This window comes from Alteromonas sp. MB-3u-76, assembly GCF_002831605.1.
Classification (GTDB): domain Bacteria; phylum Pseudomonadota; class Gammaproteobacteria; order Enterobacterales; family Alteromonadaceae; genus Alteromonas; species Alteromonas hispanica.
In genome coordinates this window covers 1,678,528-1,692,491 of record NZ_CP025115.1, presented here as the reverse complement: position 1 = coordinate 1,692,491, position 13,964 = coordinate 1,678,528, and the positions used below count along the sequence as shown (strand labels likewise).

At 43.6% G+C, this 13,964-nt stretch carries 8 protein-coding genes, 1 tRNA gene and 1 pseudogene; 2 read left to right on the top strand and 8 right to left on the bottom strand.

Going from position 1 to position 13,964, the window contains the following annotated elements; genetic code table 11:
* Nucleotides 1–394: 394 nt before the first annotated feature.
* From CW735_RS07580 to CW735_RS07560, 5 genes are all read right to left on the bottom strand, one after another.
* Nucleotides 395–1,738, bottom strand: coding sequence for a restriction endonuclease subunit S (locus CW735_RS07580; protein ID WP_071979920.1), 1,344 nt, complete (start codon nucleotides 1,736–1,738; stop codon nucleotides 395–397).
* Nucleotides 1,738–3,348, bottom strand: coding sequence for a class I SAM-dependent DNA methyltransferase (locus CW735_RS07575; protein WP_071979921.1), 1,611 nt, complete (start codon nucleotides 3,346–3,348; stop codon nucleotides 1,738–1,740). The genes CW735_RS07580 and CW735_RS07575 overlap by 1 nt, the downstream gene beginning before the upstream one ends.
* 28 nt (nucleotides 3,349–3,376) lie before the next feature.
* Nucleotides 3,377–4,456, bottom strand: a complete 1,080-nt coding sequence (locus CW735_RS07570; RefSeq protein ID WP_071979922.1) for a Fic family protein — start codon at nucleotides 4,454–4,456, stop codon at nucleotides 3,377–3,379.
* 116 nt (nucleotides 4,457–4,572) lie between these two features.
* Nucleotides 4,573–8,094, bottom strand: a complete 3,522-nt coding sequence (hsdR, locus tag CW735_RS07565) for a type I restriction-modification system endonuclease (RefSeq protein ID WP_071979923.1) — start codon at nucleotides 8,092–8,094, stop codon at nucleotides 4,573–4,575.
* 278 nt (nucleotides 8,095–8,372) lie between these two features.
* Nucleotides 8,373–9,329: an IS1595 family transposase gene (locus tag CW735_RS07560; protein WP_157812624.1), complete on the bottom strand. Its 957-nt coding sequence runs from the start codon at nucleotides 9,327–9,329 to the stop codon at nucleotides 8,373–8,375.
* Between the two features lie 958 nt (nucleotides 9,330–10,287).
* On the opposite strand from CW735_RS07560, the pseudogene CW735_RS07555 reads away from it, so the two are divergent.
* Nucleotides 10,288–10,497 (top strand): annotated as a pseudogene (locus tag CW735_RS07555) (transposase); the annotation flags it as partial.
* Nucleotides 10,498–10,574: 77 nt separating this feature from the next.
* Here CW735_RS07555 and CW735_RS07550 read toward each other — a convergent pair.
* The 3 genes from CW735_RS07550 to dcd form a co-directional block, all read right to left on the bottom strand.
* Nucleotides 10,575–10,651 (bottom strand) — tRNA-Pro (locus CW735_RS07550).
* Nucleotides 10,652–10,754: 103 nt separating this feature from the next.
* Nucleotides 10,755–12,194, bottom strand: a complete 1,440-nt coding sequence (locus CW735_RS07545; protein WP_100971531.1) for an SLC13 family permease — start codon at nucleotides 12,192–12,194, stop codon at nucleotides 10,755–10,757.
* Nucleotides 12,195–12,341: 147 nt separating this feature from the next.
* Nucleotides 12,342–12,935 (bottom strand): dCTP deaminase, encoded by a 594-nt coding sequence (dcd, locus tag CW735_RS07540; protein WP_071979939.1) that lies wholly within the window; start codon nucleotides 12,933–12,935, stop codon nucleotides 12,342–12,344.
* A gap of 179 nt (nucleotides 12,936–13,114) precedes the next feature.
* On the opposite strand from dcd, the gene CW735_RS07535 reads away from it, so the two are divergent.
* Nucleotides 13,115–13,963, top strand: a complete 849-nt coding sequence (locus CW735_RS07535; protein ID WP_071979940.1) for an EamA family transporter — start codon at nucleotides 13,115–13,117, stop codon at nucleotides 13,961–13,963.
* The last annotated feature ends 1 nt before the right edge of the window (nucleotide 13,964 follow it).

The following is a 13,964-nucleotide window of genomic DNA, read 5'->3' as shown; positions in this document are numbered from 1 at the left end:
CCGCAAAAATACGACACTAAGATGACGCAAAAACACGACACAAAAATAAAATAATTAACAATTAAAATAAATAGTTATGTGATTCCAAATACAGAAAATATATCACCGCGCAGACGGATGAAATCGCATGTACGTCTCATTCAACTTGCTCTGCACAATATGCGTGTATAAGTGCGCAGTAGAAAGGGCTGCATGGCACAGATATGCCTGAACCTGGCGAGGATTAGCACCATTGCTAAGCATGTGTGTTGCAGCTCAATGACGAAACACTCTATAGTGAGGGACTAAAAGCCGTATGCATACAAAGTTACTTAGTCATCGGCATCCTCAAAATTAAAGGTCTGATCTTTCAATCCTTTGTACTGCCCTTCCAAAGTTAGCGACAGCAAACGCATCAGGATTTTTTCCTTACACTACTTTTTTTAGCCGGCTTTAGCGCCTCACGTTCTGCCTTAATCTTTGCTAGCAAAGCTTCAGCACTGTTTTCTCCGCTGATTAGTTCAGGGTTGGCGGCTCGCCAGTCTGTAGTAAGTTCTCCGCGAAATGCCTTGGCTAAAATGGATTGGGTGAGGTTATTCACTCTATCGAGTGCGACATTGGCTCTTTGTTCGATGCGGTCAGCAAAAGCAAAGAGTTCCTCAACTCGGCGGATGATTTCGGTTTGTTCGTTTTGGGTTGGTACTGGTATTGGGTAACTACGAATGTCCTTCATATTTACCCTGGGTACAGTGCTACCTATCGTCATTTGCCTTACAATCGATAAGATTTTGTCTGAGTTCAAGACAATTGTTAGAAACTTAGAATTAATTTCCGAACCAGCACGAATCAAAACCATTCTTTGACCAAGGCAAAGTTCAGTATCAGAAGGAATTTGGCAAGCAATACCAACCGTACCCTCTCGGCTGTAAAGAATATCGCCAGGTTCAGGTTTTAGGCGTTTAATTCTTTCAGCGAACACTTCCTCACTCACAAAGCCCTGTTCAGATAAATCAAGATAAAATGGATTAAATGCTGTGGTCTTTACGCAATACTTACCTAAAGCACTCCATTTTGGAGTTGAATGCGGGCAGTCAACAACATTATCAGCGACATCATTCAACTTCATTTCTATCCACTCTGCTGGCTTCTCCCGCCACTCCTGTGTCAACTTGCCGCTGACGGCGGCGGCGAGGACGGATTGTCGGAAGGTTTTTAGGATTTCGGGGATGCGTTCGAGGCGAGCTTTGGTGATTTCCACCTGAGCCAGCAGTGCGTCGAGTTTGTCGGCGATGACTTTTTGTTCCTCTGGAGGTGGTAGTGGAAATTCTAATGATTTAAGAACGTCTAAACGAATACCTTTAACCGTAGTGCCCGTTCCAAGTTCTTCAATCTTACGTGAAATCGACCTGTACCAATCAATAAGGTATTCGCGATTGACACCACTAGCAGGAAACAAGGCTTTCAGATCCTGATTGATAGCAGAATCGAAATTTGCAACAATAATTTTCCCTAGACTCATTCTAGTCGCAACAATAGGTGTTCCAGAAGGAATCACATTAGTGCTGCTGTTCTTAACAGCTTCTTCCGAAATGTGATCAACAGTATCGTGCAGGATATTTCTGTTCATATCCTTTACACTCATCCACGGAATGTTACCTTCATAATAGCTTTGGATTGATTTACTTGGTGTTCCACCCCCTACTATCGAAAGCAGAATTTCACCAAGTTCAGTTTGTTTCCAAGATGCAGGGATAGTCATCAGCTTGCACCTTCCAGAGCTACCAATAACGCATCAATTTCGATAAGCGCAGCTTCCAGCTCACCTTTAGCTTCTCGAGCTAATACATCCGGCTCAGGTAAATCCGCCGCATCAACACTGTCTTTATCTTTAAGCCAAGAAATATCCAATGAATCGCCTTTTGTTTCGCGAATCCATTCACGGCTAAAGCAGCGCCATCGAGAATGCGCAAGGCGGTCATCAATCCCCTGGTTTTCTTCCACCACCTCTTTGTCTACTTCAATCTCTTGTGCACCAAAGCTGTACTCACCTTCTTTGCGTTGGCTTGTGCCATCAGATAAGTCGCCATATACTTTTTCGAAAGCGCCCAAATGTGGATCTGTACCAAATTCTTCTTTCGCAAATCCTAGATCCGACTCACCAAACGGGGTGCGTTTACCAAAGCCAGGCATATTGGTTCGCAGGTCATACACCCACACATTTTCTGTACAGTTTTCTTCCTGGTGTTTGTCTTTTTCTGAACCTTTAGTAAAAAACAGTACGTTGGTTTTTACGCCTTGGGCATAAAAAATACCCGTTGGCAGGCGTAAAATAGTATGTAGATTGCACTTATCCATTAGGTCACGGCGAACATCGGTACCTACGCCCGCTTCGAACAGTACGTTATCCGGCAGCACTACGGCCGCCCGGCCACCAGGTTTTAAGTTGCGATAAATATGCTGTAAAAACGCAAGTTGTTTGTTGGTGGTTTTGTAGGTTAGATCGTCTCTGGTATTGGATGCTTCACCACCTTTACTGGTACCGAAAGGCGGATTTGCTAAAATAATGTCAGCTTGTTTTAACTCCTTTCCTGCATCACCTAATGCATTTCCTAAATGCACAACGCCCTCTTCGTCGCCTTCCATTCCGTGCAGTAAGCAATTCATTAACGCTAAGCGCCTTGTATTGGGTACTAATTCCACGCCAACAAACGCTTTGTTTTTCTGGAACGCTGCGTCTTTAGCGGAAAGCTCAAGATAGTCATCGGTTTGTTCACGCATATACTGGTCGGCAGCAACTAAGAATCCTGCTGTGCCTACCGCTGGGTCTTGTATCACCTCGCCAACTTGCGGCTTAATGCAGCGCACCATACAGTTGATTAGCGCGCGAGGTGTGAAGTATTGCCCTGCCCCGGATTTCGTTTCCGATGCGTTCTTTTCCAACAATCCCTCATACAAATCGCCTAGCCCGTCTTTTTGGGCGCTAAACCAATCAATATGGTCGAGGGTTTTTATCATTTGTTCTAGATGGCGTGGTTCACGCAGTCGAGTTTGTGCATCGGCGTAGATTGCACTGATAAGCGGGTCTTCGTGCACAATATTGCCGTCTGAATCTTTACCTGTTGATAGGCTTAATAGAATGCGTTTGTAGTCGTTTAGCAGGTTAATACCCGACTTTTCGTTGATGTCTGTCCAACGACAACCTTGTGGTAGAGGATGGCGTTTTAATACGCCTGCTTCAGTGTTCTCATGCACCATTTTAATAAATAACAGCAGTACCAGTTCGGTTACATAATCTGAATAATTGATGCCGTCGTCGCGTAGTACGTCGCAGAGGTTCCAGAGTTTTTGAACGATTTCGTTATTTGTCATGTGTGTCTCTTAATTAATAATTTGGTTCTTAACTGTGTGCTATCAGTACTTTGCACAACGGCTCATTAATGTAGTAGTTGGCGCGGCCAATTTTTTGTTTGGTTAAAAAGCCGTGTTCTACTAGTTGCTCTAAATATTTAGTGGCGGTTATTCGCGTTACCCCTAGCTCATCAATAATAAAATCGATTTTGGTATAGGGGTGATGAAACAGGTTATTGAGTAAATCCTGGCTATAAATTTTGGGTAGTTGTTCACGAATACCGTGTTTCACATCGGTCATCAGGCTTTTCATCTCGGTAATGAGTGAGATAGTGTTTTGTGCTGTGTCGATAACCCCATCAAGCATAAAGGCTATCCAAGGTTCCCAGTTACCAGTAACACGCACAGCCTGCAAATTATTATAGTAATCTGCTTTGTGCTGAATAATAAAACGGCTTAAATACAGTACCGGCAGGTTAAGCAAGTCTTTAATCACCAGGTACAAAATATTCAGGATCCGCCCTGTGCGGCCATTGCCGTCGTAAAATGGATGAATGCTTTCAAACTGATGATGGATGATGGCCATTTTTACCAGCGGATCTGCATCGCATAACTCATCGTTATTAATAAACTGCACCAGGTTATCCATTAGCGCGGTTATTTCGTCTGCATGTTGTGGCGGGGTATACACTACCTCCCCCGTACGGGCATTTTTTAAATCAGTACCGGGTAGCTTGCGTAAGCCAGCGTTGTTGTGCTCCAGGTTTTGCTGGATGGCAAGAATATCACTTAAGCGAATGAGTTTACTTTGCCGTGCTGTTTGAAAGCCCAACTTTAATGCTACCGCGTAATCCTGCACTTCTTTGGTTGCAGGGCTAGTAATGGCTTCTTCAAATAAGTTGGCTTTATAAAGCTCGTCATGCGTGGTTACAATGTTTTCCACTTCCGAGCTGTCTTTTGCTTCCTGTAAGGCAAGCGTATTGATTAGTATTGCTTCATTGGGAATGCTGGCGGCAACACCCTTTAATTCGGCCAGATATCGGTGAGCTTCAGCCACCTTTTTGAGTACTGCGCGGGTTTCCCACTGCTCTATATTATCAAGTGGTAACAATGGGATAGATGCAGTCATGATTAATATAATGTCCTTTTTATACATGTAAAACTGTATATGTATAGATTTTGCAAAAAATTATACATGTACTTTATAACATGTATAGTTTTTCTGTTTACTTATACATATAAAGTTTATGCACTTTGGGAAGGCCAAATTGCATCACTCAGTTCATCCAGTATTGTATCCAGCTGGTTACCCAGTACTTTATCCAGCTGCTTTGCTCCGCCCTGCTCTGCAAATCGGCTGTTTACGAATTCTCTATCTATGATTACTTCGTGAACCAGTTGTTTTGCCAGGCGCTCAAGCCATTTGCGCTGTGCGGGTAACCAGTTATGACTTTCATATATTCGCAACATAGCCTGTGCAACACGTTGCTCAAAGGGTAACAATGGCTCGCCGAATGCTGCTCGGCGAATATGGCCAATGATGCTTGCTGCAATATCTTGGTTAGTTTGGTTACGCACCGCACTTTGGAGTTTTGCTTCTGAGTATCCCGCACCATCAAGCAATAGCTTAATTTCTTTTAGTTGATCGCGAGTCAGATCTCGGGGTTTATTCACCACTACAGCAAGGGCTGCACTTTGGTTAAGCTGCTCTTTTATAAACTGGTTAAAGCTGTCCAAGTAATCTTCTGGCTTTTGATGTACACCGTAGCTTTGGGTGCGTTCTCTTATTTCATCATGATGCTCAGAAATTATAGGCTGGCGTTCACTGCCCAGTAGCTCATTCACTTCTGCTAACTGGTTTATCAGACCGCTATGTTTTGTTATGAAGGCCGCGGCCTGCTTAGGGCCAAGCTCATGTAAATGTTTATGCAAGCTTTTGGGCTCAACGCCCCATAAACCTTGTAATTCATCCAGTTTTTGCTTAAGTGCGGGTTTGCTTTCAGCTTTTTTACCGGCTTTTCGCATTACGCGCATCACTTTTTGGCTAAGTTGACTTAGCACTACATCGGCATGGCTCTGCTCTGGCGCATCACCAGGCGCATTCAACGCGCGTTCCAATTGTTGCGGATTAGTGATTTCGTGTACCAATTGTTCCAACGTAATATTGGGATCTTTAACCAATGGCTTCATGGTATTAACATCGGCCAACGCGGCATAAATATCCACCGGGTCATAAATTCGAAATACCGTTTTACCAATGTCATCACAGCGGCGGGTAGCACGGCCAATCATTTGCTCATACAAAATCCGTGATTTAACCCGCCGCATAAAAACGAGGTTACAAATTTTGGGAACATCGATACCGGTGGTTAGCAGGTCTACAGTAATAGCAATATTTGGATAGCGCTCGTTTTTATACTGTCGAATGAGCTGTTCTACTTTGTCGCTTTGCCCGGTGATTTTAACGACTGCCGCTTGGTTATATTCACCGTTATAAAGGTCTTTAAACGCTTCGTCTAAAAGTCGCTTTACCATATCGGCATGCAAATCGGTTGCGCAGAAAATCAGAGTTTTTTCATCCCCGAACGGATCGAGTTCTTGAACTAGTTGCTGACAAATCACTTTGTTGAAGTTTTCATTAATTACTTTGCGATTAAAAGCTTCCACTTCAAAATTAAGTTCATCGTCTAGCTCTGCGCTTTGTACTTCACCAGTTTGGGTATTAATGGCACTAACTTCATCTCCTTTGGCAAATTTAATCCCGTTTTGCGTGAGTAAGGTTTCGTATCGAATTGGCGGTTCGTGATCTATTAGCCAGTCATCCGCTACCGCTTCCCGGTATGAATAGGTATAAACAGGTTTGCCAAAAATTTCACTGGTGTGTTTCGCTGGCGTCGCAGTTAAGCCAATTTTGACGGCATCAAAATAGTCGAGCACCCGGCGGTAACTGGAAAGATACTGACTCGCATCCCGCGTAGCGATTTCGCCTTCGGTCATTTCCTGGTCGAGCGTATACCCTCTGTGGGCTTCATCAATAATAATACAATCAAACTGGTCTAACGGTGGCGGGTTGTCGCTCATAAATATGCGCTTTACCATGGCTTGTACGGTTGCAACCTGCACACGCGTTTCAGCCTCAGCAGCCATATCTCCCAGCTCTGAAACATTATAGATTTTAGATAAGGTATGATTTTGTTCTAGTGGTGCTTCGTTAAAAGCATCAATGGCTTGCTGACCAAGTGCGGTGCGATCTACCAAAAATAGAATACGCTTAAATCGCTCAGCCTTTAGAAACCGGTACATCAAACCAATGATGGTGCGCGTTTTACCGGTTCCTGTTGCCATAGCTAACAGCGCCGTGCGTACTTCTTTCGCTAGCGTATTTTCAACCGCAATAATGGCTTTTTGCTGATAATCGCGAACTTTTAAATAGCCGAATGGCTCAGTTTTTAGTTTTTTCTCAGCCTCTTCTTTACTGCGTTTGAGTTTGTCAATTAAGCCTTCTGGCGTATGAAACTTAGGGAGTGCACGTTTAGTATTGGCAGGTTCGCGCACATCCCGAAACCAGGTTCCAGACTGTTCGGCCAGTTGGGGAACGTAAGGGCGACCATTGCAAGAATAAACAAACGGGATTTTATAATGGCTTTCTTGTTCATCAGGCCAGGCAATTGTTAAACCTGCTAATTCCCATGCGCCCAGCATAGGAGGTGAAACACTAAAACCTTTGCTATATCGTTCTGCTTGCGAAATTTTTCCTGCAACGTTGGTGTTTTCTTTCTTCGCCTCAACCACGGCCATGGGCGTTAAACCGTAAAACAGTACATAGTCTGCTCTACCTTTTTCGCCATTATGCTCGGTAGGCCATTCGGCAATCGCGATATTACTGCCTTTTTCTGGTCGAGCCCCACTTTTATAAGTAAGCGCTTCGCTATCGGCTGTCCAACCCGCTTCTAACAGTTGCTGATCGATTAAAATGCGGGTTAGCGCTTCATCCAACACTATGTGTTGCGTTGCCGCCTGTGTGTTTTTGTTTATCTGATTGCGTTGGGCAGTTTGCGTTTTCTCATCAGCCGCCGCTAACTGAGCTTGAAGTGCCTTTATCTTTGTTTCGTAATCCTTACGTTGAGCTTGTAAGGCATCTTCATGTTCAGACGCTTGCTTCGCCAAAGACCGAGATTCCTCGTCCATTGCCATTGCCAATGCTTCATATTCTGCTTTTTCTTTGGCTACGAGCTCATGAAGTTGATTGCTGGAATCCAAGTTAACATTGGCTTGTTCTAAATCACTTTTTAACTTTGCAATTTCAGACTGTAACTGACGTAACTGTTCGCTGGGGTCTGCAGGTGGAATAAAGGGGCCAGGTTTAAATTGAACCCCTGATTTTCCGAAAGACTGGTGAAACCATATGGCTAGTTTACGTGCAACCACTAAACCATTCATGGCTTCTTTGTGCTGAGTTCTGAATGTATGGATTGCTTTATTACCTTCCATTCTAAGAGTATGGAATAACTCTCTGACTACCGGCTCTAGCTGTAACTCACGGTTAATTTTGTAGATCAGATCAGCCTGGGAAGTCTTATCGTCAAACTCAATTCCAACCAATGCTGCAATGTGCTGTGCCAGCGCTTCACCCAGTTGCCTAAGCTTCATTAATGTTGTGTTGGGATCGCTCGAGAAGGCTTTTTCAGCAGAGGAGGCAATTTCCACTAAAAGTGAATCATGCTCTTGTAGAAACCCAAAGTTACTTTGCTGGATAGAGGATGCCATGTTTAAGAAACTCCATTTCACCTTGCCGCTGGTTCAATCAGAACTCAGTAGTACTTTTTTATTCTGTGTGTATTGCAAAGAATAGACTACCACAAATACTTAATTTCACTATACTTTAGTAGTGAGTATAAAACCATAAAACTACAGAACCGGTGCGTTGAATTACTTTTTTTGAATCCTTGGTTTAACCACTTAGAAATAAATATGAATTCGTACGGTCGAAGCCATTTAATTAGAACGTTACGCACATCAACCGACTTTTTAAATATAATTATTGGCTATGTTCGGATTAACTGTTGTTGAATCGAAAAGAGCCTGTTTTCGTTAAGGTTTTCTGGATTATCCATAAACCTGAACCAACCCAGGTAGTGTTCCAAGTATTTTGTGGCTACTCCGTTAAACCGTTTTATCCACGCTTTCAGACGGCTGTGATAGGCGTTAACATTTTGAATGTGAAAGACTTTATCTATCACCTTAATTCCTCCTGCCACATCTAAGCGCTTGTGTATTAAATCATTTTTCTCAGAAAGAGCTATGTAGGGCTTATAGCCATCACTACACAACACACTGTCTTTCTCTAATTTTCCTGCTAGCTCCTGATGCAAAGCTTCCGATGTAACACTTGGCACAACGGCTTCATACGTACTCTTAGCTCGGTCTCTGACCGTTAAAACTGGCACCCAATCATCCTTTGAACGCCCTCGTTTTTTCGCTTTCACCCCTCTTTTACGGGGCTGACGAGTCATCCGTTTTGAGCCTTTCTCTGAGTAGGGAAAAAGTGTTTCGTCTGCCTCGATAATGCCTTCTAATTTGCTCGCTTTCAGTGCTGATGGTAGCGCCAAGAATCGGTGCCGCCACCTGAACGATGTTTCAAGGTGGAGGCCACATTCTTCGGCACATTTACGCAATGGCTTACTGTCCAGCATACAGCGAATATATTCTAACCAAAGCTCTTTGTACCTCAGTCGAGCTAGCGGTGTCGCCGTTGTCGCTACAAAGGTTTTGCCGCAGTTCTTGCAGCGATAACGCTGCATCTTGTTTACCTTGCCGTGCCGATTGATCAGTGAGCTATGGCAGTGCGGACATTCAGGGTTTTCAACCATCCGCTCCTCAAGCTCTGTTATCAACTGTGAGACGCTATCAGTGCCTTTCAGCAGCTTCTCAACATAACGGGTTTGACTATCTGTTAAGTGTTCTAACTCGGCTATAAGCTTTGTAAATTGTGCTGGGATCATGATCAACCCTCAATAACTGTATTCATATACAGTATAGCAACAATTTAGCAGAACATAGCCTAATTATTAAACATGAATACATAGAGAATCATCGCTTTTCTCTGAACAATTCATGCAATGATGGAGGGTAAATTACACGTGGGGCCTATGACCTCACACCCTCTTTTGTCTGCACTTCAACGGACATTCCGTTTCAACAAAATTCATCCGATGCCGCCGCCGGTCGTGCCACCCGACGGCGGGCTGCAGACCTTTCGTCTGTCACTGGGGTGACAATCTCTCTATCAGCGCTTGGGAGCGCTTCTCCTGCACAAAAGAATGTAGCTCTGAGCTAGAGCGCTGAATGCGCGGCTAATGAACGTTACATTACAATAAAAATAAACTTAATTTTCAATAGCTTAAAATAAAAACAAGAAAAATTACTTCTGTTCCAAGTCAGTGAAATTAACTCTTTAACCCGAGATGCATTGTGGCAATGCTTATCTATTGTGACATCTGATCCCCCGTTTATGGGGTAGAGCCGACATCTGACAAGTTAACTGTGACGCTTTTCGTGTCCGGCTATTTGTTTGCGATTTCATTAATTGTTGCAGGGAAATCCTTTTTAAGAGCAGACCAGACCCTCATAACCAGAACACTCCGTTTTGTCTTTTCAGCACTATCGTTTACTACACTTTTAGCTAGTGTTGGAAATGTCCTCTTGTTTAGTAAATATTTACTTTCAAGCTATATCAATACTGGTAAACCATTGAACATTTACAAAGAGTTTTGCATAGCAACACTGAATAACGCTTCGCCGAGATTGATGTGGAATAAAGGATTAAAAGCCTGTGGTATTCGCCATCGTAATAGCTATCAAACAAGACACACGTTTTGCACTACGGCTTTGCAATCGGAAGCGAAGATACACTGGGTGAGTCAGTAATTAGGCCATGCGTCTGCAATGATGACTTTTCCACTTCGTGCACTGGCCAAAACCTTAACTTCGTGGTTGTAACCTATCATCGCCATGTGGCGCTTTACACGAAACAACGGGATCACTGAAGGCTTCCACAACAAAATGGAAATGATATCAAGAAGAGCGTATGGTTTTAGAAACTTTGAAAACTATAGAATGAGAGTGATGACCCATTGTGGGTGGGATGGTGTTATCAATCGTGTAAGGTGAATGCTGATCCCCCGTTTATGGGGTAGAGCCAAAATAGCAAATTGGAATTGAATGGGAAGGCTGGGGAGCAGAGAAGTTGGTCGGTGTGAGAGGATTTGAACCTCCGACCCCTGACACCCCATGACAGTGCGCTACCAAGCTGCGCCACACACCGACCGAAAGAGCGTGTAAGTCTACTCAAATTAATCAACAATGCAACGACATTTAGCAATTAAGGCACTCAAGCGCTTAATTGCTAACCAGTTCTTTGAAATTACCTATGCAAGGGTGACATAACAAACGCCTGTCACCACTATAGCAACAATGACGTTGAGTACTATTCCTTCTCTGGCCATGGTTTTTATATCAAACTTTTCTGTTGAATAAGCAATCGCGTTTGGCGCAGTTGCCACAGGTAACATAAAAGCACAGCTTGCGCTAATAGCAGCGGGGATCATAAGTAGTTTTGGATCTACACCAACGGCTATTCCAGCTGCGGCTAATATGGGCATGAGCAGAGTTGATGTGGCGGTGTTAGACGTTATTTCAGTCAAAAACGTAACGAATAAACATATGCCCAATATCAGCAGGATTACCGGCAAAGTTGAAAGACCGGTTAACCACGTCCCCATTAACACGCTCAACCCAGATGCAGTGAAGGCTTTAGCAATACAGATACCTCCAGCAAATAGCAGTAACATTCCCCAAGGAATATCGTTTGCGGTTTTCCAGTTTAACAACTTATCTCGGTTGCCTTTTGCATCAGGCTTTCCATCATCATTACCGCTATTGGTTAAGAACATAGCGGCAACGCCTGCAACCGCAATTGTGCTGTCACTTATAGTGGTTACACCTAGCCATGCTGTCCAAAATGGGCGAAATATCCACGCCATGGCTACGGTACCAAATATGGCTAGCACGCGTTTCTCCGCTCTCGACCATGTGCCTGGAACGGGTAAATCTATATTGCCCACTACGCTTATTCCTCGGGCTAGCCATAATGCCATGATAGGTACGGCCAAAATAACGATAGGGATACCGGTTTTCATCCAATCTAAAAAGCTGTATTCAATACCCTGAGTTTCTTCATAAACACTCATAAAGATGATGTTCGGTGGAGTTCCTATAGGCGTGCCTACCCCGCCTACGCTAGCAGCGTAGGCAATACCCAAAATTAGGGCAACACCAAAACGAGGATTATCTACCGCGTTGATAATGGCGATAGCCATGGGTAACATCATCAGTATGGTAGCAGTATTACTTATCCACATACTAAGAACCGCCGTGGTTAGCATAAAACCCAATATCAACTTTATCGGGCTGCCGCTACCCGTAAGACGAAGCATATAGATGGCAAAACGTTTGTGCAGATTTGCTCGCTCTAATGCTTTAGACAGCATAAATGCCGCCATCAGCAAAATAATAACGTGACTGCCTAGAGCAGAAGCGGCCTCACTATGAGAAAGCACACCAAACAGAGGAAACAGCGCAAAAGGCAATAAGGAGGTAGCTGGAATAGGAAGCGCTTCGGTAACCCATAAAATGGCAACAAACAAAGTGATAGCGGCAGTGAAAATTATTTCACTGGGCTGCCCTACAAACCACAATGCGAGTCCACTCGCACAAGCGACTAAGAACGCGATGCCTATTATCAAGTTTTTTGATGTGGACGTTGTTTGAGGTGAGTTATTTTTATTTGTTTGAGGCGTAGTGTCCATTGCGCTTCCCAGTTACTCGTCGTATTTATTATTGATTTTATTTACTTATATAAGTACTACCAGTAATTGAAGGGAAACGCACTACCTAATCACCGCTTTGAAGGTTGAAAGTATTTCTCTCGTGTTTTGTTGGTAATGCCTTTGCTGCTACTTGCGTTGCTCATCGGATGAAATACGGCTTGCAATAGCACCATCTTGGCCTTTGTATTTTGCGTCCACTCTGGCGTTATAAGGTTTCTCTGCCGGACTTGATAGCACTTCAAAGCTGATAGCCCCAATCTTCATGCCCGGACGAAGTGCCAATGGCAACTTTCCACTGTTATAAAATTCCAACACAATGTTCCCCGACCAACCTGGGTCGATTCTATGGGCAGTTACGTGCACCATTAAACCTAGGCGAGCTAGCGAAGAGCGACCATCTAACCAACCCACGATGTTGTCTGGCAGGGTTACCGACTCTAAAGTAACAGCAAGGGCTAACTCTTTAGGATGAAGGAAAAAGGCTTTACCCTCTTCAAGCTCAATTTCATCACTCATAACATGGTCGAGCGCTTCTTGAACTTCAACTTTCGGGCCGCTTAAATCAATGAAAGGCGCTTGATGCTCTTCAAACACCCTAAACTTGTTACCTAAACGAATATCTACCGTTACACCGCTTATCTGGTCGTAGCTTGGTGTGGGTTCTATTTTAATTTTGCCGTCTTGCAGGTATTGATTAATATCGCGGTCACACAAACGCATGATGGTTTCCTCATTTCATTTGGCGGCTATTATGCGTATGTCAGGCAGTCCAATCAACTGCTAGAAGGCTTGTTTTATGCGGTTTTAACAATCTTATTTTTTTAACTCTGAAATCAATTAGTCAGTTGCCATCTTTATTGCATTAGCTATCATTGCTTTTTATCTCTCCGTCATTTTTTATGTCAGCCATTAATCGACAATATCTTATCGCTGTAATCTGTGTGCTTGTTGCAATGATCACCATTCAATCAGGCGCATCACTGGCGAAGCAGCTTTTTCAGCAAGTAGGTGTATTAGGCACAATTACTTACAGAGTGGGCTTTGCTGCCATTATGCTCTGCTTGGTGTTTAAGCCTTGGCGCAATAAACCTGAACAGCTACCATCCGTTGTTGTTTATGGCTTGTGTTTAGGGGGAATGAACACTGCATTTTATTTCGCCATCGAGCGTATTCCTATTGGCATAGCTGTTGCGCTTGAATTTGTCGGGCCTCTGATGGTTGCAATATTTTCATCTAAAAATAGAGTAGATTTGTTGTGGGCATTTATGGCGATAATTGGTCTTGTATTGTTACTACCCGACTTAAGAGCCACCGACGGGCTTGATCCACTGGGCTTTATTCTGGCACTAGGGGCGGGAGCCTGCTGGGCAGGTTATATTTTATTCGGTAAAAGAACAGGTGAAAGTGGTTCTTCGGGAGCAATCGTTGCTTTGGGCATGCTAGTGGCCGCCGTTGCAATAGTGCCATTTGGTATTGCTATTCACTTTGATGAATTAATGAATGTAGCACTTATTCCCACTGGAATAGGTATTGCTCTTTTATCAAGTGCTTTACCCTACAGTTTAGAAATGATTGCGCTTAGAAAAATGCCATCTCAAAGTTTTAGTATATTAATGAGTGTAGAGCCTGCCATTGCTGCACTAGCCGGCTTTATTATACTTGGCGAGCTATTAACCCTGTGGCACTGGCTCGCCATTGCATTGGTAATAAGTGCGTCTATTGGCACTGCAGCAACACCAAAAAGCTAAG

Bases quoted from the DNA above. Each gene is read 5' to 3' on its own strand.
- CW735_RS07545 (WP_100971531.1), bottom strand. From the start codon at position 12,194: ATGGACACTACGCCTCAAACAAATAAAAATAACTCACCTCAAACAACG.
- CW735_RS07580 (WP_071979920.1), bottom strand. From the start codon at position 1,738: ATGACTATCCCTGCATCTTGGAAACAAACTGAACTTGGTGAAATTCTG.
- hsdR (WP_071979923.1), bottom strand. From the start codon at position 8,094: ATGGCATCCTCTATCCAGCAAAGTAACTTTGGGTTTCTACAAGAGCAT.
- CW735_RS07570 (WP_071979922.1), bottom strand. From the start codon at position 4,456: ATGACTGCATCTATCCCATTGTTACCACTTGATAATATAGAGCAGTGG.
- dcd (WP_071979939.1), bottom strand. From the start codon at position 12,935: ATGCGTTTGTGTGACCGCGATATTAATCAATACCTGCAAGACGGCAAA.
- CW735_RS07575 (WP_071979921.1), bottom strand. From the start codon at position 3,348: ATGACAAATAACGAAATCGTTCAAAAACTCTGGAACCTCTGCGACGTA.
- CW735_RS07560 (WP_157812624.1), bottom strand. From the start codon at position 9,329: ATGATCCCAGCACAATTTACAAAGCTTATAGCCGAGTTAGAACACTTA.
- CW735_RS07535 (WP_071979940.1), top strand. From the start codon at position 13,115: ATGTCAGCCATTAATCGACAATATCTTATCGCTGTAATCTGTGTGCTT.